Annotated in this window: 25 protein-coding genes; 5 read left to right on the forward strand and 20 right to left on the reverse strand. The window is 60.6% G+C overall.

Annotated features, from left to right (window positions below):
• Positions 1–50: 50 nt before the first annotated feature.
• From ACIOMO_RS05005 to ACIOMO_RS05040, 8 genes are all read right to left on the reverse strand, one after another.
• Positions 51–710, reverse strand: a complete 660-nt coding sequence (locus ACIOMO_RS05005; protein ID WP_053120902.1) for a DUF799 domain-containing protein — start codon at positions 708–710, stop codon at positions 51–53.
• Entirely contained in the window at positions 707–1,075 is a 369-nt protein-coding gene (locus tag ACIOMO_RS05010; protein ID WP_401238634.1) for a DUF4810 domain-containing protein, read from the reverse strand. Before ACIOMO_RS05010 ends, ACIOMO_RS05005 begins: the two co-directional genes overlap by 4 nt.
• Before the next feature lie 32 nt (positions 1,076–1,107).
• Positions 1,108–1,794 (reverse strand): CsgG/HfaB family protein, encoded by a 687-nt coding sequence (locus tag ACIOMO_RS05015; RefSeq protein WP_172680119.1) that lies wholly within the window; start codon positions 1,792–1,794, stop codon positions 1,108–1,110.
• Positions 1,795–2,063: 269 nt separating this feature from the next.
• Positions 2,064–5,162, reverse strand: a complete 3,099-nt coding sequence (locus tag ACIOMO_RS05020; RefSeq protein ID WP_401238637.1) for an error-prone DNA polymerase — start codon at positions 5,160–5,162, stop codon at positions 2,064–2,066.
• Positions 5,138–6,553 carry a DNA polymerase Y family protein gene (locus tag ACIOMO_RS05025; RefSeq protein WP_053120910.1) on the reverse strand — a complete coding sequence of 472 codons (1,416 nt, stop codon included), beginning with the start codon at positions 6,551–6,553 and terminating at the stop codon, positions 5,138–5,140. The genes ACIOMO_RS05020 and ACIOMO_RS05025 overlap by 25 nt, the downstream gene beginning before the upstream one ends.
• Before the next feature lie 7 nt (positions 6,554–6,560).
• Positions 6,561–7,178, reverse strand: a complete 618-nt coding sequence (gene imuA / locus ACIOMO_RS05030) for a translesion DNA synthesis-associated protein ImuA (protein ID WP_008085873.1) — start codon at positions 7,176–7,178, stop codon at positions 6,561–6,563.
• Entirely contained in the window at positions 7,178–7,795 is a 618-nt protein-coding gene (gene lexA / locus ACIOMO_RS05035; protein WP_401238640.1) for a transcriptional repressor LexA, read from the reverse strand. The genes imuA and lexA overlap by 1 nt, the downstream gene beginning before the upstream one ends.
• A gap of 168 nt (positions 7,796–7,963) precedes the next feature.
• A complete protein-coding gene (locus ACIOMO_RS05040; RefSeq protein WP_401238643.1) occupies positions 7,964–8,881 on the reverse strand; it encodes a LysR substrate-binding domain-containing protein in 918 nt (305 codons plus the stop codon).
• Positions 8,882–8,984: 103 nt separating this feature from the next.
• Between ACIOMO_RS05040 and ACIOMO_RS05045 the strand changes: the two genes are divergently transcribed.
• Positions 8,985–10,727 (forward strand): amidohydrolase, encoded by a 1,743-nt coding sequence (locus ACIOMO_RS05045; protein ID WP_401238645.1) that lies wholly within the window; start codon positions 8,985–8,987, stop codon positions 10,725–10,727.
• Positions 10,728–10,874: 147 nt separating this feature from the next.
• Positions 10,875–11,612: a TorF family putative porin gene (locus ACIOMO_RS05050; RefSeq protein WP_401238648.1), complete on the forward strand. Its 738-nt coding sequence runs from the start codon at positions 10,875–10,877 to the stop codon at positions 11,610–11,612.
• 103 nt (positions 11,613–11,715) lie between these two features.
• Here the strand turns inward: ACIOMO_RS05050 and ACIOMO_RS05055 are convergent, their stop codons facing one another.
• From ACIOMO_RS05055 to ACIOMO_RS05105, 11 genes are all read right to left on the reverse strand, one after another.
• Positions 11,716–11,988 (reverse strand): DUF971 domain-containing protein, encoded by a 273-nt coding sequence (locus tag ACIOMO_RS05055; RefSeq protein WP_401238651.1) that lies wholly within the window; start codon positions 11,986–11,988, stop codon positions 11,716–11,718.
• Positions 11,985–12,947, reverse strand: a complete 963-nt coding sequence (locus ACIOMO_RS05060) for a HEAT repeat domain-containing protein (RefSeq protein WP_401238654.1) — start codon at positions 12,945–12,947, stop codon at positions 11,985–11,987. The genes ACIOMO_RS05055 and ACIOMO_RS05060 overlap by 4 nt, the downstream gene beginning before the upstream one ends.
• Positions 12,944–13,792, reverse strand: coding sequence for an ABC transporter ATP-binding protein (locus ACIOMO_RS05065; RefSeq protein WP_401238657.1), 849 nt, complete (start codon positions 13,790–13,792; stop codon positions 12,944–12,946). Before ACIOMO_RS05065 ends, ACIOMO_RS05060 begins: the two co-directional genes overlap by 4 nt.
• Complete coding sequence (locus ACIOMO_RS05070; protein WP_159814804.1) at positions 13,792–14,574, reverse strand: ABC transporter permease; 783 nt, start codon at positions 14,572–14,574, stop codon at positions 13,792–13,794. The genes ACIOMO_RS05065 and ACIOMO_RS05070 overlap by 1 nt, the downstream gene beginning before the upstream one ends.
• Before the next feature lie 137 nt (positions 14,575–14,711).
• A complete protein-coding gene (locus ACIOMO_RS05075) occupies positions 14,712–16,115 on the reverse strand; it encodes an ABC transporter substrate-binding protein (protein WP_401238660.1) in 1,404 nt (467 codons plus the stop codon).
• Positions 16,116–16,345: 230 nt separating this feature from the next.
• Positions 16,346–16,591: a ferredoxin family protein gene (locus ACIOMO_RS05080; RefSeq protein ID WP_003225615.1), complete on the reverse strand. Its 246-nt coding sequence runs from the start codon at positions 16,589–16,591 to the stop codon at positions 16,346–16,348.
• Positions 16,592–16,617: 26 nt separating this feature from the next.
• The gene (locus tag ACIOMO_RS05085; protein WP_122600338.1) at positions 16,618–18,348 is read right to left on the reverse strand and encodes a fumarate reductase/succinate dehydrogenase flavoprotein subunit; all 1,731 of its coding nucleotides are present in this window, start codon (positions 18,346–18,348) and stop codon (positions 16,618–16,620) included.
• The gene (locus ACIOMO_RS05090) at positions 18,345–19,097 is read right to left on the reverse strand and encodes a GntR family transcriptional regulator (RefSeq protein WP_401238663.1); all 753 of its coding nucleotides are present in this window, start codon (positions 19,095–19,097) and stop codon (positions 18,345–18,347) included. The genes ACIOMO_RS05085 and ACIOMO_RS05090 overlap by 4 nt, the downstream gene beginning before the upstream one ends.
• A 182-nt stretch (positions 19,098–19,279) precedes the next feature.
• Positions 19,280–20,245, reverse strand: a complete 966-nt coding sequence (locus tag ACIOMO_RS05095) for a Gfo/Idh/MocA family protein (RefSeq protein ID WP_401238666.1) — start codon at positions 20,243–20,245, stop codon at positions 19,280–19,282.
• An 11-nt stretch (positions 20,246–20,256) separates the two neighbouring features.
• A complete protein-coding gene (locus ACIOMO_RS05100; protein WP_401238669.1) occupies positions 20,257–21,144 on the reverse strand; it encodes a Dyp-type peroxidase in 888 nt (295 codons plus the stop codon).
• A 142-nt stretch (positions 21,145–21,286) separates the two neighbouring features.
• Positions 21,287–22,327 (reverse strand): AraC family transcriptional regulator, encoded by a 1,041-nt coding sequence (locus ACIOMO_RS05105; RefSeq protein WP_401238672.1) that lies wholly within the window; start codon positions 22,325–22,327, stop codon positions 21,287–21,289.
• A 211-nt stretch (positions 22,328–22,538) separates the two neighbouring features.
• On the opposite strand from ACIOMO_RS05105, the gene ACIOMO_RS05110 reads away from it, so the two are divergent.
• From ACIOMO_RS05110 to ACIOMO_RS05120, 3 genes are all read left to right on the forward strand, one after another.
• Complete coding sequence (locus tag ACIOMO_RS05110) at positions 22,539–23,486, forward strand: transporter (RefSeq protein ID WP_053119573.1); 948 nt, start codon at positions 22,539–22,541, stop codon at positions 23,484–23,486.
• Positions 23,487–24,411: 925 nt separating this feature from the next.
• Complete coding sequence (locus ACIOMO_RS05115) at positions 24,412–24,606, forward strand: stability determinant (RefSeq protein ID WP_159814810.1); 195 nt, start codon at positions 24,412–24,414, stop codon at positions 24,604–24,606.
• A 46-nt stretch (positions 24,607–24,652) separates the two neighbouring features.
• The gene (locus ACIOMO_RS05120) at positions 24,653–24,865 is read left to right on the forward strand and encodes a type II toxin-antitoxin system RelE/ParE family toxin (protein ID WP_256671890.1); all 213 of its coding nucleotides are present in this window, start codon (positions 24,653–24,655) and stop codon (positions 24,863–24,865) included.
• A gap of 60 nt (positions 24,866–24,925) precedes the next feature.
• Here the strand turns inward: ACIOMO_RS05120 and ACIOMO_RS05125 are convergent, their stop codons facing one another.
• On the reverse strand, positions 24,926–25,981 hold the full coding sequence (locus ACIOMO_RS05125; protein WP_401238675.1) for a substrate-binding domain-containing protein: 1,056 nt from the start codon (positions 25,979–25,981) through the stop codon (positions 24,926–24,928).
• Positions 25,982–25,993 lie beyond the last annotated feature (12 nt).

The raw sequence follows: 25,993 nt of genomic DNA on the forward strand, positions 1-25,993 counted from the left end.
CACACCGCCTTCGCGAGCAAGCCCGCTCCCACAAGGATTTATGTTGCTTCTTAGTCAGTGCCGTATTTCGGCGAACGCGGGCCGTATAGCAGGCCTGCGTGCTGACCAGCCGAGAGCAGACGATTGCTCGCCACACCGGCAATCGGGTAACCGGCATCGGTCGAACTGTTGATGATCTGCTTCACCGCTGCGGTGATCAGCATGCCGATCAAACCGCCGCCACCGTTGTTGCCGCCCTCTTCACTCGACGCCCGCGCCGAACCGGTCCACAGCGTTGTGCCGCTTTTCAGATCCACCAGTTTCGCCGTCGCGGTCACGGCGGTTTCACTGCTGATCACCAGATAACGCGTGCCGTACTCGGTCACGGTGATATACAGGGCCGCGTCCGCACCGAAGATTTCCTTCAGTTTGTTCGGCGGTGCCTGATGGATATCGTCCGGGGTGGTCAGGCCATTCTGGCGGAAAGTTTCATCCACCAGCGCGATCGGCAACACGTAATAACCAGCCTCGGCCAGCGGGAACGTCACTTGCGACAGCAAGCTGTACGACGCCTTCACATCCGGCGAGGTGTTCAGCGGCGGCAGCACCAGAATGGTCTTCGGGCGTGCCTGTTTGTACGCCGAATAGTCCACGGTTTTTGGCGCTACGCAGCCACCGAGTACGGTCAGGGCCAAACCAGCGGCGAGTAACTTCAGGGTACGCGAGATCATTTGGCGTCTCCGGTCTTGGCGTTTTTAAGCAGAAAATCCATGTACGGGCCGGACTCGGGGAACAGCGCTTTCTCGGTGTTGTACTGCTGCACCATCTGATCGTCCTTGCCCATGCTCAGGTAGAGCAAGCCAAGGTGGGCGTGGTAACCCGGCGGCACGGCTTTGCCGGTAGAGCGGATCTTTTGCAGGTCACGTTCGAGCACTTCGGCCTGCGCTTCTTTCGGCTCTTCGCCTTTGAAGTATTCGTAGACCTGCGGTTGGTAGTCTTCCCACTGGTATAGGGTTTTCGGGCCGGCACAACCGGCCAGCAAGGCACTGGCGGCCAGCGTCAGCGCCATCAGCGAGCGCGACAACGTCGAATTCATGGGTGTTGCTCCTTGCAATGAATGGGCGTCGATCAGTTGCCCGGCTTCCAGGCACCGGCATTCATGCCATCGACCAGACGATTGATCGCCTCGCGCATGGCCAGATCCAGTACTTTGCCGTTGAGGGTGGAGTCGTAAGCTGCGGTGCCGCCGAAGCCAACGATTTCGCGGTTGGACAAGGCGTATTCGCCAGCGCCTTGCGTGGAATAAACCACTTCGGAAGTGCTGATGTTGACGATGTTCAGGTTGACCTTGGCGTACGCGATCTGGGTTTTGCCACGGCCAAGAATGCCGAACAACTGGTGATCGCCGATCTCTTTGCGGCCGAACTCGGTAACGTCACCGGTGACCACGTAATCAGCACCCTTCAAGCGCTGGGCCTGGCCCTTGATCGCCGCTTCCTGCTGGATCTCGCCCATGTTGTCGCGATCCAGCACGCTGAAGCGGTTGGTCTGCTGCAAGTGGGTGATCAGGATGGTTTTGGCCTGGCCGCCGAGACGATCCACGCCATCAGAGAAGATCCCGCGCATGTAGCTGGAGCGGTTGTCGAACTTGCCCACGGCCATCGGCACACGAACGCCAGTCCAGACTTGAGAGGCGCTTTCAACCTTGGCCACTGGCAACGCGCGCGAGCTTTCGGTGGCGCAACCGGCAAGGGTACCGGCCAACGTGCCGAGCACGGCAATGGCAACGCCTGAGACCAACATCCGGGAGATCATTCTCACTGAGTATTCCTTCTTGAAAAACGGTGTGTCCCGGCACGGCGACGTGGGGTGGGAGCTGAAAAGGGGCGGCATTATGACAAAGTGCCATCATTGCGAACAGATATTTTTGACGCCAACGAATTGGCCTGTTTACCCCCTGTCGATCGTTCCCACGCTCTGCGTGGGAATGCCGCTACGGACGCTCCGCGTCCGCTGTGACGCGGAGCGTCACGGGAGGCGTTACCACGCAGAGCGTGGGAACGATCAGACAAGGGGGCAGCGTATTAGTGGAAATCGCGGCTTTGCACGCGGATGCCATTAAGCAATGGGCTGAGGTCGCTCAGGCGTCCGGCGATCAAATGACGGACTTCGCCTTGGCGCTCCCAGCGGCCATCCACCTTGAGCAGTTGCGAACCGACCAGCACCTGCCGCTGACGCTCGGCCAAGTCGCGCCAGACCACCACGTTGACGTTGCCGAACTCATCTTCGAGGGTTACGAAGGTCACGCCACTGGCGGTACCCGGTCGTTGCCGCCCGGTGACCAGTCCGGCAACGCTCACCGGCCGGCCATGCTCGACATCGTGCAACTCCTGCGAACTGCGGCAGCGCCGCGCCTTCAACTCGCTGCGTAACAATGCCAGTGGATGCGGGCCCAACGTGGTGCCAATCGTCGTGTAATCCGCGTGCAAATCCTCACCGACACTCGGCTTGGGCAGCACTACATCAGGCTCTTCCTGACTCGGCAAGCCAGCAAATAATCCCAGTTGTTTCTGCACCCCGGCGACTTCCCAGCGCGCCCGATGCCGGTGCCCAGCCAGGCCGCGCAACGCGCCGGAATCCGCCAACAACGCCTGCGCCCTAGCGTCCAGCATGGCCCGTTCGCCGATGTCGGCGATGTCGGCAAATATCCCGCGCGAGCGTGCAGCTTCAATGCGCCGGGCATCGTCTTCGCGAAAGCCCTTGATCATGCGCAGGCCCATGCGGATCGCCGGTTGTGCCCCGGCAATCGGCTCCAGGCTGCAATCCCAATCGCTGGCGCGCACATCGACCGGGCGAATCTGCAAATGATGTCGGCGCGCGTCTTGCAGGATTTGATCGGGGCTGTAAAAACCCATCGGCCAGCTGTTGATCAGCGCACAAGCGAACGCCGCCGGTTCGTGGCACTTGAGCCAGCAACTGGCGTAGGTCAGCAAGGCGAAGCTGGCGGCGTGGGACTCAGGGAAACCGTAGCTGCCGAAGCCTTTGATTTGCTCGAAGATCTGCGCAGCGAACTCCGGTGTATAGCCGTTTTTCTTCATCCCGGCGGCCAGTCGTTCCTTGTGCGGTTCAAGTCCACCGTGACGTTTCCACGCGGCCATCGAACGGCGCAACTGATCCGCCTCACCGGGGCTGTAATCGGCGGCAACGATGGCGATCTGCATCACCTGTTCCTGAAACAGCGGCACGCCGAGGGTGCGTTTGAGCACCACTTCCAGCTCCGGCGACGGGTAGGTTTCCTCTTCTTCCTTGTTCCGGCGGCGCAGGTACGGGTGCACCATGCCGCCCTGAATCGGCCCCGGCCGGACGATGGCGACCTCAATCACCAAGTCGTAAAACGTCGCCGGTTTCAGGCGCGGCAGCATCGACATCTGCGCCCGCGATTCGATCTGGAACACGCCGATGGTGTCGGCGCGGCTGATCATTTCGTAGGTCGGTTTGTCTTCGGAAGGAATCGTCGCCAGGCTCAAATCCTGATTGCGATGCCTGCGCAGCAGGTCGAAGCAGCGGCGAATCGCACTGAGCATGCCGAGGGCGAGGATATCCACCTTGAGCAGGCCGACCGCGTCGAGGTCGTCCTTGTCCCACTGAATGATCGTGCGGTCGGCCATCGCCGCATTTTCGACCGGCACCAGCATGCTCAGCGGTTGCTCGGAAATCACGAACCCGCCGGGGTGTTGTGAAAGGTGCCGGGGAAAACCGATCAATTGGCCGGTCAGGCTCAATACCCGCCGTAGCACCGGGCTGTCAGGGTCGAAGCCGCCCTCAAGCAAACGCTCCAGCGGTGGCGTTTCGTCGCTCCAGTGGCCGCAACAATCGGCCAGCGCGTTGATCTGATCCGGTGGCAGGCCCAAGGCTTTGGCCACGTCGCGTACGGCACCGGCCGCGTGATAGGTGCTGACCACCGCCGTCAGCGCCGCACGATGACGGCCATAACGGCGAAACACGTATTGCAGGACTTCTTCGCGGCGTTCGTGCTCGAAGTCGACGTCGATGTCCGGCGGCTCGTTGCGCTCTTTTGACATGAACCGCTCGAACAGCAACGTGGTGTGATCCGGATTAATCTCGGTGATGCCCAAGGCAAAACACACCGCCGAGTTGGCCGCCGAGCCACGGCCCTGACAGAGGATTTTTTGCTCGCGGGCAAAGCGCACCACGTCATGCACGGTGAGGAAGTAGCTTTCGTAGCCGAGCTCGGCGATCAGCTGCAATTCCTTGTTGATCTGCCGCAACACCTTGAAGGGCGCGCCCTTCTTCCAACGCCAGGCGATGCCCTGTTTCGTCAGTTGTCGCAACCAGGAACTGGCGCAGTGCCCCTCCGGCACCAACTCTTTCGGGTACTGATAACGCAACTCGCCGAGATCGAAAGTGCAGCGCCGGGCCAGAGTCACCGACGCTTCCAGCAGTGCTGGCGGATACAGTTCGCGCAACACCTCGACACTGCGCAAATGCCGCTCGCCATTGGGATGCAGGCGCAACCCGGCCCCGGCCACCGGCACGTGATGACGGATCGCAGTCATGGTGTCTTGCAGGGCGCGCCGGCCACGGGCGTGCATGTGCACATCACCGCTGGCCACGGCGGGAATCTGCAGTTCGCCGGCCAGACTCAACAACCTCGCCAAACGCTGCTGATCGTCCTGGCCACGATGCAATTGCACCGCCAGCCACAGGCGCTCGCCGAACGTCTGCTTCAGCCAGCGGCCCTCTTCCACGTCATCCAGCGAGTCCGGCACCCACAACACCAGCAACCCCGGCAGCGGCTCGCTGAAATCTTCGCGCAGTACCTGATACTGACCTTTTTGCGTGCGCCGCCGGGCGCGAGTGATCAAGCCGCACAGCGCCTGATAACCGGCGAGACTCTCCACCAGCAACACCAGTTTCGGGCCGTTTTCGATGCGCACTTCACTGCCGATAATCAGCGGCAGCTCAACCGATTTCGCCGCTTGCCAGGCCCGGACGATCCCGGCCAGCGTGCATTCATCGGTGATCGCCAGCGCCTGATAGCCGTGTTTTTTTGCCCGTTGAAACAGCTCAAGGGCACTGGAGGCACCGCGCTGGAAACTGAAGTTCGACAGGCAGTGCAATTCGGCATAGCCGTCATTCATGCGAACCAGCCTTGCAGCCACAACGGCCCGCCCTCACCCACCGCGCGATACGCCCAGCCTTGCTGACCGGCGCGGTTCTGGATCAGGTAATAATCTCGGCGTACATCGTCACCGTCCCACCAGCCGGATTCGATGCGCTCCGGGCCCATGAGGATCCGCGCCGAACCTTGCGGCACACTCTGCGGCTCACCGAGCAACCAGCCCGGACGGTGCACGCCGGGCAACACGGCGCAGCGCTGTTTATCGACGCCGTGCTGCCAAGCGCACTCCGGTCGATGATCAGCCTGAAAGCGCAAACCCTGCACAGCGTCATCACCCAACCGCGCACGCAGGCGTTCGCGCAATTGCTCCCACGGTAGCGTCTGCTGCGGGCGGTCATCGAACAGTTCCTGAAACTGCGGGACGAAACTCGGCAGATCTTCGGCGCGCAGACGAAAGCCGCGCACCGGCGCCTCGACCTGCACTTGCTCCAGCCGCCCGCGGGCCAGTTCGAAAAGCATCGCCGGATCACGTTCGGCGCTGAGCAGGCCGACTTTGATCACGGTGTCCGGCAGCCCGGCATGTTCCAGATGCAGATCAAAACGCTGCACGCCGCTGTCGCGACCACAAAGGAACGCCGACAGATCACCGGTCAAACGCCGTAACGGGAACAACAAGGCCTGATGCGATTGCACGTCGAAGTTGAGTTCGATGCGTACATCAAAACGATCCGGCGGCAGGTAAAACTCCAGCGCCAGTGGTCGTGCACCGAACAAGGTGTCGAGGTGTTTAAGCATCTGCGCTTCGAAACGCCGGGCCAGCGCCTGACGCGGCAGGCTCTGCACCTGACTGAGGTTGCGCAGGCCCATGCGCGACAACGCCGTGGCCACGCCCGGTTCCAGACCGACGCGGTCAACCGGCAACTGGCCGAGGTGATGCTGCAAAGCTTCGCCGTCGGGCACCACTAAACCGTCGTAAGCATTGGCCAGCACTCGCGCGGCCACCGGGTTGGGGGCGGCGACGATGCGATGGCGGAAACCCAACTCGGTCAGCTCCTTGCGCAAACGCGCTTCTAACTGCGCCCAGGAACCAAACAAACCAAGGCTGGACTCGATCTCGAACACCACGGTGCGCGGGTAATGCACGCTGACCTGCGCGCTGAAACCGTAGGCCCACGCCGCGAGAAACTGCTGCCAGTGTTCGACTTCGGCGGCCTCGTAATCAGCGGTGGCAAAACCTTTGCTCATCGCCTGAGCGGCGGTCATCGACTGTCCGGCACGCAAGCCAAGTTTGCGCGCGGCCGGGTTGACTGCTTGCAACACCCGCCGCTGAGCCGGGCCGCTGAGCAGCACTAACGGTTCATCCGGATCAGCGCGCTGACGCAGCACCGCGTCCAAGGCCAATTGCGGAAAAAGAATACAGACCCAGCGCATGCTGACCTCAATGACCCACGGCAAAGGCAATCGGCGCCGTACGCGCCAAGCCGCCACGGCACTTGAGCACGCGCAATTGTGCGGGTTTCGCGTCGATGGCGATGCGCAACGCCGCCGGTGACGGGTTGACCGCTTCGCTCAATGGACGCCAAGCGAATGCGAGGGTCTGACCGGTTTCCGCCGCCACCTGCAAACGCCGCAACGCACGATCATCGGCCTTGTGCGGCCAACACAGCACCGCGCCGCAACTGCCTGAACGCAAACACTGTTCGGCTGCCCACAAGGCATCGCGCTCACTGGCCTGAATCACTGACAACTGGCGCAGATCGACCCCGGCGCTTTCCCACGCCTGCGGATACGGCACGAACGGCGGCGCCACCAGCACAATGCGCTCACCCGCCGCCGACAATCGCGCCAGCGTCGGCCAGACCAGTTGCAGTTCGCCGACACCGGGGCCGGCCAAGAGGATTTCACTCAACGCCGCTTCCGGCCAGCCACCGCTGGGCAGTGCCGCGTCCAGCGCGGCGTGCCCGGTCGGTTGCGGGCTGGCCGCCGGTGGCGCAGGCCGGCCCTTCCAGACCTGGCCGCCATTGAACAGCGTATCCAACGCAACGACGGCGCCCATCAGCCTTGCCTCACCAGACCGCAGAACACCCCTTCGATGGCCAGATCCTGATCGTCACGCACGACAATCGGCCGATACGCCGGGTTGCGCGGCAACAAGCGCACTTCGTCGCCAACCCGTTCGAAGCGTTTGATGGTGACTTCACCGTCGAGGCGCGCCACGACAATCTGGCCGTTAAGCGCTTCGGGATTACGTCGCACACCGACCAGATCACCGTCGAGAATGCCGTCCTCGATCATCGAATCGCCCTGTACCCGAAGCATGTAATCGGGTGTGCGCGAGAACAGCGCCGGGTCGAGCATTAAACGGCTATGGACGTCGGCATCGGCGCCAATCGGCGCACCGGCAGCGACGCGGCCGAGCACGGGAATGTCGAGCAGTTCGGGGCGCGGCGGCTGACCGAGCAAACGAATGCCTCGGGCCTGATTCGGATTGACCTCGATAAAACCGGCTTCGGTCAGCGCAAGCACATGCTTACGCGCCACGCTGCGCGAGGCATAACCAAAAGCCTCGCTGATTTCAGCGAGGCTTGGGGGCTGACCGTGTTCGGCGATTCGATCGCGGATAAAGGTCAGGATGGCGGTACGGCGGGGAGTGAGGTTCGTCATGGAGTACATTTGTACTCTTTTGGCTTTTTCCTGACAAGCGCCGCAGGTCGGCCCACCCCACGTTGATCGTTCCCACGCTCCGCGTGGGAATGCAGCCCGTGACGCTCCGCGTCACTGGACGCAGAGCGTCCCCAGAGGCATTCCCACGCAGAGCGTGGGAACGATCAGTGCGGTGAGTCAGCTTAAGCCGCGTTCGGCTAGGAATTCGGCGATGTAATCAATGAAGGCGACAACCTTGGCCGTGGCCCGCCGATGGCTCGGGTACACCGCCAGAATGTGCGGGCCAAAGGTGTCGGGATCGATTTCGTAATCAGCCATGACCCGCACCAGTCGCCCGTCGGCGATATACGGCGCGGCGCTCCACAGCGGCGTGTGCAGCAATCCTCGTCCGGCCAACGCACTGGCCAGCAACAAATCGTAATTATCGCTGCGCAACAACGGCGCCGTGGGTTGCGCCAGACTCAAACGCTGGCCATCGCGTTCGGCCCACCAGAATTCGCGGCTAAGCAACGGATGCTGATAAAGCAGCCACTCATGCTGTTCAAGGGTCTGCGGGGTCACCGGCAAACCCTTGCGCGCCAGATATTCCGGGCTGCCGCACAACGCCAGACGATTGCTGCCCACCACCCGCGCAATCAGCCCCGGCAAATCATCGTGGCCCTCGCGCAACGCCAGGTCATAACCACTTTCCAGCAGATTGACGAACGCATCGCACAGATCCACTTGCAGGCTGATTTGCGGATATTGCTGTAAGAATCCGTCACACACTTGATCGAGAAACGCCCGCCCATAGGCCAGCGGCGCGGTGATTTTCAGGCTGCCGCGCAAGCCGTGCTGCAACTGTTCGATTTCTTCGCTGGCCTCGTCGAGTCGCTGCAACACCAGTCGCGCGGTTTCCAGGTACACCCGGCCGATTTCGGTGAGCAGAATCCGCCGCGTGCTGCGCTCGAACAGCCGCGCGCCCAGCTCCGACTCCAGATGATTGACCGCTTTGGTCAGCGCCGACGGGGTCTTGCCCAACTGCTCGGCGGCGCGGCTGAAACTGCCGAGCTGCGCGGTGACCACGAACATCTTTAATGCGCCCAACTTGTCCATGCTTTTTCCATTCAGGCAAAAACGTTTTTCGTGAGGGAGGCGTTCTGTCAGCCGCTGACAGCCACTAATCTCGCCATCAGACGCAATAACAAGGAAATCTTCAATGAAAAGATTCATCCCGAGTCTGTTGGTAGCCGCTGTAAGTTTTGCCTCGATGGAAGCCATGGCCGCCCCTGATCTGATCCTGGTCAACGGCAAGATTTTCACCGCCGACCGCGCGCAACCCAAGGTGCAGGCCCTCGCCGTAGAGAACGGTAAAGTGCTGAAGGTCGGTACCGACGCGCAGATCAAAGCGCTGATCGAACCCGGCACCCAAGTCATCGACCTCAAGGGCAAAGCATTGATGCCCGGCCTGATCGACAGCCACTCCCACGCGATTTTCGGTGGACTGGAGATGACTTCGGCGAACATGGAAGACGAAGTCGTCGGCCTCGACGAACTGCAAAAGCGTCTGCGCGACTGGCGTGCAGACGGCAAGGCGAAACACGGCGACGTGCTGAGCATTGCCGGCATGAGTTCGGTTTATTGGGCGCAGGCAGAGGCCTTGGGCAAAACCTTCAACAGCGGCGAATGGGCCGATGTGCCGGTGGTGTTTATCGGCAGCGACCACCACACGGCGTGGGCCAACAATGTGATGCTCAAGCGTGCCGGGATTGACGCGGCCCTGCTGAAAACCCTGCCCGACGCGGAAAAAGACACCATCGGCAAATTGGCCAGCGGCGAGCCGAACGGTTTTGTGGTCGATGCCGGTTGGGATCGGGTCGCCTCGAAAATGCCGGTGCCAAGCCCCGCCGACATGTTGAAGGCCGCGAAATCAGCGGTGCGCTACAACAACAGCCTCGGCATCACCGCGTGGATGGATCCGGCCGCCAACGCCGCACCGGGCGAAGCGGTGTTCGCGCTCAAACCCACCGAAAAAACCGTCGGCGTGCTGCCGGCTTATAAAGCGCTATCGGAAAGTGGCGACATGAGCGTGCACGTCGCGGCGCTGCTGGTGGCCAATCCGAAAAGCGTGCCCGCCGATCTCGATACGCTGGACAAGGTGCGCCAGCAATTCCAGGGCATTCCCAACCTGACCCTGCCTGGCATCAAGATCTTCGCCGATGGCGTGATCGAGTTCCCGGCGCAAAGCGCGGCGATGATCGACCCGTACAGCAACTCGCACAAACAGGGCGAACTGCTGATCGATCCGCAGCACTTCGGCGAACTGGTCAGCGCCATCGACCAACGTGGCTGGCTGGTGCACATCCACGCCATCGGCGACCGCGCGGTACGTGAATCGCTGAACGGCATCGCCCAGGCACGCAAGGATCGCCAGAGCGGCGTAACTCACTCGATCACTCACCTGCAAATGGTCAACCCGAAAGAGTTCGCCCGTTTCAAACCGCTCAACGTCATCGCTTCGATGCAGTTGCTGTGGGCCAGCGCCGACGACTACACCACCGACATGATCAAGCCCTACGTCAGCGCCCTCGCCTTCCGTTATCAGTACCCGGCGCATTCTCTGCTCAAACAGGGCGCGACGATTGCCGGCGCGAGCGACTGGCCGGTGTCGACGCCGAACCCGTTCAACGCCATGGCGCAGGCGATCACCCGCGTCGGCCCATTGGGCGTGCTCAATGCCGACGAGCGTCTGGATCGCGACACCATGTTCTACGCCTACACCGTCAACGCGGCGCGCACGATTGGCCTGGAGAAACAGATCGGCTCGCTGACGCCGGGCAAGCAAGCGGACTTTATCGTCCTCGACCGCGACGTGTTCAGCGTCGACAACAAAGCCCTGCATGACACCCAGGTGTTGCAGACCTGGTTCGGCGGCCGTCAGGTCTACACCGCCACCCAATAACAACAAAATCTCCCCCATGTAGGAGCTGCCGAAGGCTGCGATCTTTTGACTTTGATTTAAAAAACCAAGATCAAAAGATCGCAGCCTTCGGCAGCTCCTACAGGTTTCTCTTTCTGCCCAACAATAATCATAACATCGGGACTTCACATGAAAGCCTTGCCCCTGTTCGCCCTGAGTTTCTTGAGCGCGCTGCCCTTGAGCAGCCAAGCGATCCCTTTGAACGATGACTTTGCTGTGTTGGTGGATCTCACTTTAGCCAGCGACTACCGCACCCGTGGCATCTCGCAAACCCAGAATGACCCTGCCGTGCAGGCCGGTCTGACCCTTGCCCACAGCAGCGGTCTGTACCTCGGCGCGTGGAGTTCGAACGTCGATTTCGGCGGCGGTCTGAAAACCCGTCAGGAAGTCGATTACTACGCCGGTTGGCTTTGGCAAGCGACCGAGGATGTCAGCCTCGATCTGGGCTACATCAAGTACGCTTACCCCAAGGAAAGCCAGTTCAATCAAGGTGAGGTCTACGGGATTCTCGGCGTGTACGGAGTGAAACTGGCGGCGTACTACTCCAACGATGCGCCGGGGATCGATAGCAAGCAAAACTCGCTGTACACCTACATCGGTTATGAAACTGAGTTGCCGTACGACTCGGGATTGAAGCTGCGTTACGGCAATATGGATTTCAAGGATCCGCATTTGTATTCGGCGTCTGGCAGCGCTGAAGACTCGTACCGCGAATGGGAGGTGAAACTCACTCACAACCTCGCCGGCGTGGTGTTGGGCCTGAGCTACATCGACACCGATCTGTCGCAGAGCCAATGCCTGAGCAACTGGGGCTTCAAGGATGTCTGCACCGCGACCGTCGTCGCGAGCGTCAGCAAATCCTTCTGACCCCACGCCCCTGTAGGAGCTGCCGAAGGCTGCGATCTTTTGATCTGCATCTTTAAAAACAGGATCAAAAGATCGCAGCCTTCGGCAGCTCCTACAGGGATTGTCATAGGTTTGCCAGATAGGCCCACGGGTAGATGCCGCGTTGGTGGCCATCGCTGAAGATCAGTTGCACGCCGTAGCCCTGGGGGTTGAGTTCGATCAGGCGAATGCGCTCATCTACCAGCGGCACCACGCCATTCAGGCGAAACGCGCGGCATTGCGAGCAGGGGCACTGGCGGCGCAGTTCGGCGTGGTTGAGTTGCTGTTCACGGCCATCCGGCCAGTTCAGGCGCAGCGTTCGTTCACTTTGTGAATTACCGACGGACAACGGGTTCATTGCAGCTGACTCAAGGCGATACGCACGGCTTTGCGCACTTCCGGGTCGCCGTCATCCTGCGCGGCCTGCAACGCGGCCACGGCGCCGCGATCATTCAGTTCACCCAAGGCCAGTGCGGCTTCTTTGCGCAGGTTGCTAATGCGATGGCCGAGGGTTTCGATCAATGCGTCCAGCGCCGGAGCGAAACGCAGGCGACCGAGGCTGCGCGTGGCACGCAAACGTACCTGCCAATAGTCATCGCTCAAGGCGTCAACCAGTGCTGCGCCGGCGTCAATGTGGCCGACCTTGCCCAACGTGGTCGCGGCTTCTTCGCGCACTTGCCAGGCGTTGTCCTGCAAGGCCTGCCGCAGTGCTGGCAGAACTTCAGCGCTGGAGGCCAGGCCCAATGCACCGGTGGCGGCGCGGCGCACTTCGGTGTCGGGATCGTCGCTGGCCAGTCTTGCTAATGCCGGTAACGCGTCGAGTTGCTTGAGCCAGCCGAGCACGCCCACCGCTTCACGACGCACGCTGGCGTCGGCATCGTTCAGCGCCGAGAGCGCAGCCGGTGCGGCATCGGCGAATCGCAGTTCACGCAATGCACGGAACGCCGCAATACGAACGCTGACATCAGCGTGATCCGTCCACGGCAGAATCACCCGCCCCGCCGCTTCGGTTTTGAGCAGGCTCAAACTCTGCGCGGCAGCGGATTGCACCGAGGGCGCGGGATCAGTCAACGCCTCGCACAAGGCTTGCACGACGTCTTCATCTTCCCAGGCCTCCAGCAATCGGGCGGCTTCAGCGCGGACTTCTTCGGCGGGATCCTGGCCCAAGCGATCAACCAGCCAGAGCAGGCCATCCGGCTCTTCAAGATCGGCCAGATCAATCAGGGCAATACGCCGCACCCCGGCGTCTTCAGCGGTCAGGCGCGGTTGCAGGGCGAGGATGTCATCGTTATCGGTCACAGCAAAAATAGAGGTCATAGGGCAAATCGCGGCAAAGGGTTTTCGGGAGGCAGACCGAGCGGGTTGAGGCGCGGCAGCGGTCGGTCGTCGTCGTGGCACAGCAGGTCGAGGCAGTGGCGTTTGAGGCGCGAGAATTCAGGGCTGGTGACCAGCTCGCTGGTGCGTGGTCGGGCGAAGTCGAGGCGCAGATCTTCGATGATGCGCCCCGGCCGCGCGCTCATCACCAGCAAGCGGTCGGCAAGAAATAGCGCCTCGTCGATGTCGTGGGTGACGAACACCACGGTGGTGCGGATGCGTGTCCAGATGTCCAGCAGCAGCTCTTGCATGTTCAACCGGGTCAGCGCATCCAGCGCGCCGAACGGCTCGTCCATCAGCAACAGGCGCGGGCGATTGACCAGCACCCGGGCGATTTCCACGCGTTGCTGCATGCCGCCAGAGAGCTGGTCGGGCCAGCGTTCGGCGAAGCCTTCGAGGCCGACCAGTTTGAGAATATCGTCAGCAGCGCGATGCCGTTCAGCCTTGCCGATGCCGCGCATCTTCAGGCCGAAAGCAACGTTGTCGCGCACCGTTCGCCACGGGAACAGCGTGTGATGCTGGAACACCATGCCGCGCTGTGGTGATGGGCCAGACACTTCGCCGCCATCAACTTTCAGGCTGCCGGCGTGAGCGCTCAAATGCCCGGCCAAAGCGCCGAGCAACGTCGATTTGCCGCAACCGGACGGGCCGAGAATGCACACGAACTGGCCGGGCTCGATCTGGCAATCGAGGCCTTGCACCGCTTCAAAGGCTTCGCGACCTTCGCCGAGGACGATGGACAATTGGCGAATATCGATCCGCCCTTCCGGGGTTTGCATGACGCTCATCAGGCTTTTCCTCGCGGACGATGCCAAGGCGTGAACAAGCCGCCCAGACGTTTGATCAGCAGACTGCTGCCCATGCCCAACACCCCGATCAAGAGCATGCCGACGACGATGTCGGCATAGTTCTGAATGGTGTAGGACTCCCAGGTGTAATAGCCGATGCCGAACTGGCCGGAGATCATTTCCGCCGTGACCAGGCAGAACCATGAAGTGCCCATGCCGATCGCCAAACCGGTGATGATGCTTGGCGCAGCGCCGGGCAGGATCACTTCCAGCAGGATCGCCCGGCGCCCTGCCCCGAGGCTTTTCGCTGAGGCGATCAGGCGTGGGTCGACGCCTTCGACGCCGTGCACGGTGTTGAGCAGGATCGGGAACAACGCGCCGGTGAAGGTGATGAAGACCATCGACAATTCGGAGGACGGGAACATCAGAATCGCCAGCGGAATCCACGCGACGGCGGGGATTGGGCGCAGGACTTCCAGCGGTGGCAGCAGCAGGTCTTCGGCCCATTTTGAACGGCCGATGGCGAGGCCCAGGGCGATGCCGATCACCAGTGCCGCGAGGTAGCCGGCGAAGACGCGGCTGAGGCTGGCGGTCAGGTGTTGCAGGAGCTTGCCGGAGTCGCCGAGGCCCAGCGCGGCTTCGATCACCGCGATGGGTGTCGGCACGTTGGCGAAGGTGACGAGGCCGAGGTTCCAGTGGTGGCTGGCGGCGAGTTGCCAGAACAGCAGGCAGAGCAGCAGTGATGCGGCCCTCGGAACCCAGCGAAAGTAAGGTCGATACACAATTATTCCTCACAACCGAGATCCCCTGTGGGAGCGGGCTTGCTCGCGAAAGCGGTGTGTCAGATGTAGCTGTGCTGACTGACAAGACGCCTTCGCGAGCAAGCCCGCTCCCACAGTTGACCGAGGTGTTTACCGGGTTAGCGGATGGCAAAGGCTTGGGTGGTGGCATCGGTGAAGTCAAAGACTTTACCGCCCTGTGCCAAGGCAAATTGCTGAGCCTGGCCTTTGAGCAGGAAGGCGCTCAAGCGCCCCTTGGCATCACTGGCAAACCATGCCTGCTCAGCCAACAACTTGATCCCGCTATCACTGGCCTGTGCATACACCGCCCGAACGCTCTTGCCTTCCTGCTTCAACGCCGCCAGCGCAGTAAACGCCTCTTCCGCCGAGGCGTATTGGCGCACCTTGTCCTCACCGCGCACCCAGATTTCGGCGACATGGCTAACGTCAGTGATTGCTTTTCCCGTTACCGCATCCGTGCTCTTCAACGGCGTCTGCGCGTAATCCGCCAGCTGCGCCGTGTAATCCAGACCCGACGCCTTGAACGCCGCACGAATGTATTGATCGTCAATGAAGTTGTTGAGATCGAGCCCACGATCAGCCTTCTTCAGCAGCTTCAGCGTATCGATCGCCGTACCCACCGCCTGACGATATTCAGGCTTCCAGCTCAGGTCGCGGGTCTGCACACCGAGCGGGCCGTGGAACAGGTAATTCACCTCGGCATCGACGCCGGTGACTTTGGCGATCAGCTCGCTGTACTTCTCAGGCTCCGCCGCGAGCAACTGATTGGCCTCGATGCTTGCACGCAGATAAGCGACGACGACTTCCGGGTACTTCTTCGCATACGCCTGATCCACTAGCGCACCATGGAACGTCGGCGCATTGGCCTGGGCGCCGTCATAAATCTTGCGCGCGAAACCCCGGCTCGGGAACAGTTCGGCGAACGGCACAAAATCGGCGTGGGCGTCGATCTTGCCAGCCTGCAACGCGGAGCCGGCGACTTCCGGCGGCTGGGCGATGATGTTGACGTCCTTCAGCGGATCCCAGCCCTGCGCCGCGACGGCACGCAGCAACATGCCGTGCGCGGTGGAAGCGAACGGCACGGAAATGGTCTTGCCCTTGAGTTCGCTCAGCGACTGCACACCCGATGCGCTCGGCACGACAATGCCGTTGCCGCTGCCCTTGATGCTGCCCGACAACACACTGATAAACAGGCTGTGCTTGCCGGCGGTTTCAAACGCCACGCCGTTGAACGCACCAGGGAAATCGGCCATGGCGCCGAAGTCGAGTTTGCCGGCAACCATCTCGTTGGTCAGCGGTGCGCCGCTGGTGAAGTTTTTCCACTGCACATCGTACTTGGCGTCTTTGTAGGCGCCGTCGTGGGGCAGGTATTTGTCGAGCAGTCCGAGTTCACGAATCAACAACCCGCCGGCGGCGCAGTTGATGGTGGTGTCCTGGGTGCCGATGGCGATGCGGATGGTTTCAGCCGAGGCCGACACTGTGAACGAAGCCAGTACCAGACCGGCGATTGCTGCACGCAACATGGTTGTTTCCCCTCGAATCATTTATTTGAGTTCGTCTCCGCCGCGATCAGGGCGCGGTGGGAAACGAGGGGTTTTCGGTAAATCCAGCGTCCGGGGTTTGCCGGATGGCTTTGGGGTGTCGTAGATCTACTGTAGGAGTGAGCCTGCTCGCGATAGCGGTATGTCAGCCAGCACATCTACATCTGACACACCGCTATCGCGAGCAGGCTCACTCCTACAGGGATCGGGTTTCAACGTAGGAGATAAGGGATGTCGACCTTGACGGCACCCGTCGGGCAATCCTTCTCGCACGGCATGCAGTACCAGCATTCATCGAACGCCATGTAGGCCTTCTGCGTCGCCGGATTAATCGCCAGCAAGTCCATCGGGCAGACATCGACACACACGGTGCAACCCTTTTCGGCGATGCATTTGTCCTCATCAACGGTGACGGGGGCGTTGGAGCGGAAGAAGATTTCTTGAGCTTGATAGGCCATGGTTCGGACTCTCTTTCAGGTGTGCATCAAGCGGCAAAGGCGCCGACCCGCAAACGGTCGTAGGCCTGCATTTCCTCGGCATCGAGCGGGATGATGTAAGGCTCGACGGCTTTCTTGAAGCTGGTCATCTGACCGTCATCGCCCTTCTTCAAGTGGCAATGGCAGAACCACTCGCTGTCGTTGCGCTGCGGGTGATCGACACGATAGTGATAAAGACCCCAACGACTTTCCGCACGGAACAACGAGGCGCGCGCAGCCATTTCGGCGCAGTCGCGAATCACGCTGGTTTCCATGGCGCGCATCAGTTCGTGGGCGTTGTTGGCTTTCATTTGCTCGAGGTCGCGCTCGATGTCACTGAAGCGTTGCAGGCCGATCTGCATCTTCTTGGTGACTTTCGGCGGTTGCAGGTAATCGTTGACGAAGCGCCGCAGCTTGTATTCGACCTGCGCCGGCGGCAGACCGTGTTCGCGATCCAGCGGCGCGTAGACCCGGGCTTTTTCCTTTTCAATCTGCTCGGCATCCAGCGCAGAAAACTCGCGACCGGCGACAAAATCTGCGGCGTTGTGCCCGGCAAACCAGCCGTAGGTGAAGGCGCCAAGCATGTAGTTGTGTGGCACGGCCGCCATGTCGCCCGCCGAGTACAAGCCTTTCACCGAAGTCTCGGCACGTTCGTTGACCCACACGCCAGACGCCGAGTGACCACTGCAAAAACCGATTTCGGAGATGTGCATTTCAACCATTTGCGTGCGGTAATCGGTGCCGCGATTGGCGTGAAACTGGCCGCGACTCGGGCGCTCGTTGCTATGGAGGATTTCCTCGATGTTCTGGATGGTTTCTTCGGCCAGGTGATCGAGTTTGAGGAACACCGGGCCGTTGCCGCTCTCCAGTTCCTGGTGGAATTCCCACATCATCTGCCCGCTCCAATAGTCGCACTCGATGAAGCGTTCGCCCTTGTTGTTCGCGGTGTAGCCGCCCAGCGGGCCGGTGACGTACGCGCAGGCCGGGCCGTTGTAATCTTTGATCAGCGGGTTGATCTGAAAGCACTCGAGGTTGGCCAGTTCGGCGCCGGCGTGATAGGCCATCGCGTAGCCGTCGCCGGCATTGGTCGGGTTTTCGTAGGTGCCCATCAGGTAGCCCGAGGATGGCAGGCCGAGTCGTCCGGCGGCGCCGCAGGCGAGGATCACCGCTTTGGCTTTGATCACATGAAAGTCAGCGGTGCGGCAATCAAAACCCATCACCCCGTTGACGGTGCCCTCCTCGTCGGTCAGCAATCGCGTGCAGACGAGGCGATTGGTGATGCTCACCCGCGCACGTTTCAACTGGCGATAGAGGACTTTTTTGATGTCGTGCCCTTCCGGCATCGGCAGCACGTAGGCGCCCATGTGATGGACTTTTTTCACTGCGTAATCGCCGGTTTCGTCTTTCTCGAACTTCACGCCCCAACGGTCGAGTTGCTCGATGGTTTCGAAGCTGTGCGTCGCGTAGGCGTAAACGGCGGCCTGATTGACGATGCCGTCATTGGCGATGGTGATTTCCTTGGTGTACTGCTCAGGCGTCGAGTGCCCGGGAATGATCGCGTTGTTCAGGCCGTCCATGCCCATGCTGATCGCGCCGCTGCGTTTGACGTTGGCCTTGTCGACCAGCAACACGCGCAAGTCGCGGTTCTTTTCCTTGGCCTTGATCGCGGCCATCGGCCCTGCGGTGCCGCCGCCGATGACGACAATGTCGTATTCCTGTTCGAGAACGTTGCGGGTCATGCCTGCTCCCCTTTTTGCCGGTCGATCCGCAGGCGGTACTGGAACGCATCGCCACGGTAGTAAAGGTGTTCGAAGTCCAGCGGCTGGCCTTGTGCGTCATGGGTCAGACGTTCGATGCGCATGATCGGCGAGCCAGCCTCGACATTCAGCGCCTGGGTCAGGTCGCTGTCAGCGAGCACCGCGTCGATGGCCAGATCAGCGTGACCGAGGGAGATGCCGCAGTCGTTTTCGAGGATCAAAAAGATGTCGCGGGTGACCAGATCAGCCTTCTCCAACCGCTCGCCGACGGCTTTGGGCAGGTAGGTGATTTCAAGCGAAATCGGCTCGCGGTTGATCAGGCGCACGCGTTTGATCTGCGCGACGATCTCGCCTTCGGCGACCTGCAAACGCTCGGCCACGCGCTTGTCGGCCGGGATGAATTTGAAGCTGCGCAGGCGGTTGATCACCTCGTAACCGCGCCCGGTCATGGACTCGGCGAGGCCTTGCAGGCTGCTGACGTTTTGAAAGGTTTTCGGCTTGGCGACGAAGGTGCCTTTGCCGTGGATCTTGAAGATCAGGCCTTCTTTTTGCAGATCGCCCAAGGCTTGGCGCACGGTAATGCGGCTGACTTTGAACAGCGCACCGAGTTCGCTTTCGGAGGGCATCTGGCTGTCTTGCGGGTATTCGCCGTCGAGAATGCGCGCACGGAGGACGTCGCGTAGCTGGGTGTGCAGAGGAACGCTACTGAGGGAGAGAACGTTATCGGTCATCATGGGATCACTTGTTATAACGAGTTATGACGTGATCTTAGAGTTGTTATGACAAGGTTAGAAATATTGTTTGGGCATAACCTTAGATTCGGTGTTGAAAATCAAAAGATCGCAGCCTTCGGCAGCTCCTACATGAGACCGCGATCCCCGTAGGAGCTGCCGAAGGCTGCGATCTTTTGATCTTAACGTTTGAGGATCTGATCCATGACCCAGTCAGTCTTGAGCGCTTGCTCGGCGACTGCAGGGTGTTGTGAATCACCCCGAATATGCGCATTCATACCCAGCAGGTGATGCCACTGAATGTGTTCGTGATGCGGGATTTCCAGGCTGATGTTTTCATCGGCATGCAACTGCACAGGAAGTTCATCAAACACCGAAAAACTGATCCGCCCCAGGCTGCCGATGATCTCGACGCGGTCCTCGCGCCGATCCGCGACAAAGCTCCAGCAGCCCATGCCCAACGCCCCGGAGGCGAATCGCCAACTGGCGCTGACGGCATCTTCCGCCGCATACAAACCCGCCTGCCGCGCCGTGAATCCGGCCACTTCAACGATATCGCCGAGCAGATACTGGAACAGGTCAAAACCGTGGCTGGCCAGATCGGCAAAATAACCGCCACCGGCCACCGCAGGATCGGTGCGCCAGTTGTCGCGGCCATCGAGATCAACCGGCGACGGCGCTTTGGTCAGCGTCCAGCTCAGATGTCGAACCTCACCGATGCGCCCCTCCTCCAGCCACTGCCGCACCTGCGCAAAGCGCGGCAACGAACGGCGATAGTAGGAAACGAACAGGTGCAAACCAGCGTCGGCAAATGCCTGCTGCATCTCGCGGCTTTGCCCGGCGTTCAGCGCCATGGGTTTTTCGACGCAGCAATGTTTGCCGGCGGCAGCGACTTTCAGGCTGTAGGCGTGGTGGCTGTCGGGTGGCGTGGCGATGTACACCGCGTCGACCTCGGGATCGTTGATCAGCGCATCGACATCGGTGTAGACCCGCGCGATGCCGTGGCGCGCAGCGTAGTCAGCCACCGCTTCAAGGCGTCGGCCCATCACCGCCACCAGCGCAGAACCGGGCGCCTTGTAGAAGGCTGGCCCGCTCTTGCGTTCAGCGACGCTGCCGCACCCGATCATGCCCCAACGCACCACGTTCATTTTTTACTCCTTTAGCCGATGCGCAAGGCGCGCAGATCGAGGTGACCATCCTTCAACGGCGGGCACCAGTAGTAGCCACCGGTGATCGGCCGACTGATGCGATACAGACCGTCGGTGATGCCATCTTCCAGACCGCTCATGCGTCGCAGTTGTGCTTCGAAGGCATCCAGCGAGAAGCCGAACGCGAGGAACATCAAGCCCGCACGATCGCCTTCAATCCACGGCATCGAACGGCGCACGACGAACGCTTCCGGCGCGAAGCTTTCCTGCGCGGTGCGTTTGACGTGGGCCGAAATCGGCGCGTCGTCGATCTCTTCGTTGTCGCTGAGACGACGGCCCATGATGTTGTCTTTGTCATCGGCGGAGAGTTTGTGGAAACCCTTGAGATCGTGCTGCCACTGCTGGATTGCGGCGAAGCTGCCGCCGACCATGCCGTCAGTGCCGGCGCTTTGCAGGGCGGCGGCGATGGCGGCTTCGTCGTGCGGGTTTTCGGTGCCGTCTTCGTAGCCGGTGAGGTCGTGGCCGTCCTTGTGGCGGAAGGCTTCCTGCATCTCAACCAGGCGCAGGGCCGGGGCGAGTGCGGCTTCGAGGGCGTTGCAGCGGTTGAGCAGTTCACCACGGTCGACGCCGTGCAGCCAGACCCACAGCGCGTGTTGGGTCGACGGGTTTTCCACGCCGACGCCGGACATCGCCGGGAAGCTGCGCAGGCCGTCAATCTGGACGTTGAGGGCCTTGACCAGGGATTCACCGAAACCGACCACCGCCGACTTGCCGTCCACCAGATTCATCAGGTTGTCGATCGCCTGTGGCAGCGCTTCAACTGACTGAAGCGCGAAAAACACGTGACGTGCTTGCGCAGGAACGGGGGTGGCGAGAATGCCCGGCTGGTAGTAACTCATGTGAACTCCTCGAAAAAGTGCGCGGAGTTTACCTGTAGCCAGACAGTTTGTGGGGTTGAAGCAAGATCAAAAGATCGCAGCCTTCGGCAGCTCCTACAGGGATCAGGGTAGGAGCTGCCGAAGGCTGCGATCTTTTGATCTTTTAAACAGCTGTAACGCTTTCCTGGCGCCACGCACTCGGGCTCATCCCCGTCCAGCGTTTGAACGCCCGGCGAAAACTGCGCACATCGCTGTAGCCCACCTCTTCGGTAATCCGCTCGATCGGCATGTCCGGGTTCGCCAGCAGACTCATCGTCCGCGCCTGCCGCACTTGCTCCAGCAGCGCCTCAAATGTCAGTGCATGCTCGGTCAATCGCCGACGCAAGGTGCGGCTGCTCATGTTCAAATCGCCGGCAATCTTCTCGATATGACTGCCGCTGCTCAGATCCCGCGCAATCGCCCGCTCCACCGCCTGAATCAGATCAAGCTTCTGATGCACCTGCGCCGCTTCCAGCTCCAGCAGTTTCACTGCCTGCCGCAGCGCCAGCGAATGGTGATTGGGCAGGTTCACATCGAGCCAGCGCACATCGATCAACATGCGATTGTGAAGGCAACCGAAGCGCACATTCGGCCCAAGCAGTCGGTGATATTCGCTCAGGTAATCCGGCGCGGCATGCACAAACTCCACTGCGATCGGCGCAAAATCAGCCCCGGCTAGCGCCCGGCCATACACCAGCAAACTGGCGAAAAACTCCTCGACCGCGAACACCTGCACTTCGGCGAACGGCAACCGACAATCAGCATCAAGGTGCACCTGATCGCCAACCACATCGACACTCGACACCACAATCCCGCCCGACGTGTGCTGATGACGAATGCCCAAGGCAAACGCATCGCGCAACGTCTTGCACAGCGACAACACATGCCCGAGCAAGCCCAGCGTGCCCAGCACATTCTGTGCGCCCACCCATAAGCCGAGGCCCTGATTGGGCAGCACTTTTAACGCGCGCTGAATCATCGCCACAGCCTGGCGATAGGAAATCCGCTGCGCCGGATCCTGCAGGTCTTCAAGGGTAAAACCCAGGCCACGGCACAGGCTCTCGGGCTCGACGCCCTTGTTCTGCGCGACTTCGGCGAGGGTTTGCAGGAGGAACGGCGACACTAGCGCCAGTTCGTAGGTCGGATCGACAACTTTCATGTTCATGGCGGCGAGACATTCCGGATCAGGCTTGATTGTTATTTTTGTAACCGGTTATGTCGAAGGAAGTTAGCACAGGCTTGACGGACTGTCCGCAGAAGTCCCCCTCAGTGTCCGCCAATACCCTGCCCTGACAGGCGCCAACGGCTTATTTCTATAGTGCCGGGCGTGCTGCGCACCGGCGTTGCGTCACAACACAATAATAATGAGGACGGATATGCACCCGAACCGCGCGACATTCCCCTTGCGCCTGGCCCTTTCCTTGCTGGGCTGCGCCGCGACTGTACCGGCGCTGGCCACCGAAGCCGGCGTCGACAACATCGGCCCCGGCACCGATGGTTTCTTCATGCTGCCGCTGGACGTCGACAGCCTTCCGGAGAACATGGTCGCGTTCAACGTCTACTACAACCATTACAAGTCGACCAAACTCAACATCAGTTCGCTGGGCGGCAAGGTGCCGAATGTCGAAATTGAATCCACGGCAGTGATACCGCGCCTCGACTACCTGAGCCCGGTGCGCGTGTTCGGCGGGCGTCTGGCCGGCTACATCGCACAGCCGTGGTTGAAACAGGAAGTCTCGGTGTTCGGCCTCAGCGACACGCGCGAAGGCATGGGCGACACCACCGTCGCGCCGATCATTTTGTGGGACATGGGCAAAAACCTGACCCTCGGCGCGGCCCTGGAAATCACCGTGCCGACCGGCGAATACAGCGTCGATCGGCTGGCCAACACCAGCAACAACTTCTACACCTACAAGCCGTTGTTCTCCTTCACCTGGCTGCCGACGGATAAAACCGAGGTGTCGATGAAGACCACCTACAGCTTCAACGAGAAGAACAAAGACACCGACTACAAGTCCGGACAGATCTTCCACTTCGATTATTCGGCCAGCTACAAGCTCACCGACGACCTGATGCTCGGCATCAACGGCTACTTCCTCCAGCAAACCACCGACGACAAACAGTTCGGCCACACCGTGCAATTCGCCGGGCAGGATGTCGACGACGGCGTGCGCGGCAAAGTGTTCGCCATCGGCCCGGCGCTGCACTGGACGTTCCTCAAATACGCCAGCGCAGAGATCCGCTGGGCCAAGGAATTCGACGTGGAAAACCGCCCGGAAGGCGAAATGCTCTGGGCCAAGGTCAGCATCCCCTACGCCTTCTGAAATCTCCTTGCCCTCTGTGGGAGCGGGCTTGCTCGCGAAGGCGCCAGGTCAGGCACCTTCAATGTTGAATGTCGCGGCCTCTTCGTGAGCAAGCCCACTCCCACCTCTGATCCCCGCCATCCACAAATCCCGCCTCCACTCACGACCCAATGTGGGAGCGGGCTTGCTCGCGAAGGCGCCAGTTCAGGCACCTTCAATGTTGAATGTGCCAGCGTCTTCGTGAGCAAGCCCACTCCCACCTTTGATCCCCGCCAACCACAAATCCCGCCTCCACTCACGACCCAATGTGGGAGCGGGCTTGCTCGCGAAGGCGCCAGTTCAGGCACCTTCGATGTTGAATGTCGCGGCCTCTTCGTGAGCAAGCCCACTCCCACCTTTGATCCCCGCCATCCACAAATCCCGCCTCCACTCACGACCCAATGTGGGAGCGGGCTTGCTCGCGAAGGCGCCAGGTCAGGCACCTTCAATATTGAATGCACCAGCCTCTTCGTGAGCAAGCCCACTCTCACCTCTGATCCCCGCCAACCACAAATCCCGCCTCCACTCACGACCCAATGTGGGAGCGGGCTTGCTCGCGAAGGCGCCAGGTCAGGCACCTTCGATGTTGAATGTCGCGGCCTCTTCGTGAGCAAGCCCACTCCCACCTTTGATCCCTGCCAACCACAAATCCCGCCTCCACTCACGATCCAATGTGTGTGGGCTTGCTCGCGAAGACGGCGTGTCAGCCATTAAAGATGTCGCCTGACACTACGCTTTCGCGAGCAAGCTCAGCTCCTACAAAAGCCTCCGAAATTCCCTGCTGATCGGAGGAATCGTCTGACATCTTTGGCGCTTGAGCTTGGGGATACTCGGTACTTCGTCTAGCCAGTGACGACACAGAGCCGCATCCCCCTTAGACTGCTTAACATTGATCATGGAGGTCATTATGAGCGCCGAACTTTTTCCTGACGTTGCCGAATTCGAAACTGCAGAGCAGGCAGCGAGCTACGACCGTTGGTATCGTGCAAAAGTACAAGCCGCACTTGATGATCCGCGCCCAGGCATTCCCCATCAGGAAGCCATGGTGCGGCTTGATCGGATGTTAGAAGAGAGGCGAAAAAATCGACGCGCTACTGGTTGAGTGGAGCGATCAAGCTCTGGACGATCTGGCTGATATCATCGATTACATTGAGCAATACAACACTAACGCTTCAGTTTCGCTGTATAAAAAAGTTGGGACAGCTGCGCAAAACCTGTCTTCTGTGCCCCGTGGCTTCCGCTTTGGTCGAATACAAGGGACTCGCGAAATGGTGATAAACCCGAACTATCTTCTTGTTTATCGAGTGACGGATCGCATCAGAATACTGACGGTGCTCCACGCTCGGCAAAAATATCCCTGAACATGATCAAAAAAAAAGGGCGACCCATCGGTCGCCCTCCACGTACAACCGCACAAACTTTCAATTCACCACCGGAATCCAAGCCGCCCGCGCCACATCTGCCGTATCGCCAAACGCCGGCAGTTTCTGCGCCAGGTCGCGCACGTTCTTCACGTCGAGATCCAGCAACTGCTGCCGCGTGATCAAGGTCGGTGGCACCAGCACTTGCTGCCCCGGGTTTTCCCCGGCAATCAGCATCGCCAGACTGCGCACGCTGATTGCACCGGCGACTTGTGGATTGACCGCCGCCGTCGCGGCCCAGGCGCTGTTGGGTTCTTTCATGATCTGGATGTCGGCGGTGGAGATGTCGGCGCTGTAGATTTTCACTTTGCTCGCCAGCCCGGCTTCGTCGACTGCGATTTTCGCGCCTTTGGCGAATTCGTCGAACGGCGCGAAGATCACGCTGATGTCGGGATTGGCACGCAGCACGGCGCTAGCCTGATCGGCGACGGAGTTGGCGATTGGCGGGTTGAGCGTGCCGAAACGGGCTTTCTCGATGATCCCCGGATTGGCCTTTTTCACTTGGTTCCAAATCTCGTCACGTCGTTCCATCGGCGTGAAACCGCTGATGTACACGTAGCCCGCATCAAAGCGCGTGCCGTTGTCCTTCACCGCTTGATCTAGCGCCAGACGCGCCAATGCGTGGTGATCCTGCTCGACCTGGGTGACTTGCGGCGTGTTCAGATCAACGTCGAAGGCGACGACTTTGATGCCTTTGGCGAGCGCCCGGTCGATCGGGCCTTTGAGGGTTTCGGCCAGACCGAGTTGCACGATGATGCCGTCGACACCGAGGTCAGCCGCCTGATCGATCATCTCGCCCTGACTCGCCGCCTGCTGCCGCGCATCGAACACCCGCAGATTGGCGCCGAGCGCTTCAGTCTGTTTCTCTACGCCACGCAAATACGCTTCGGGAAAATCCCCGGAAAACAGATAGCCCACCAACGCAATCTGCACCTGGCCCTTATCGAACGGCGCCGGAGCGCCGGGCAATGCCTTGGCCTGCGCGTTAAGCGCCAATACCGAAAGCACCGCGCCGGTGAGGCAATGGCGCGCGAACTGTTTGATTGAACCGTGCATACAACATCCTTG

The organism is Pseudomonas sp. NPDC087804, assembly GCF_044742965.1.
Taxonomy (GTDB): Bacteria; Pseudomonadota; Gammaproteobacteria; order Pseudomonadales; family Pseudomonadaceae; genus Aquipseudomonas; species Aquipseudomonas rustica.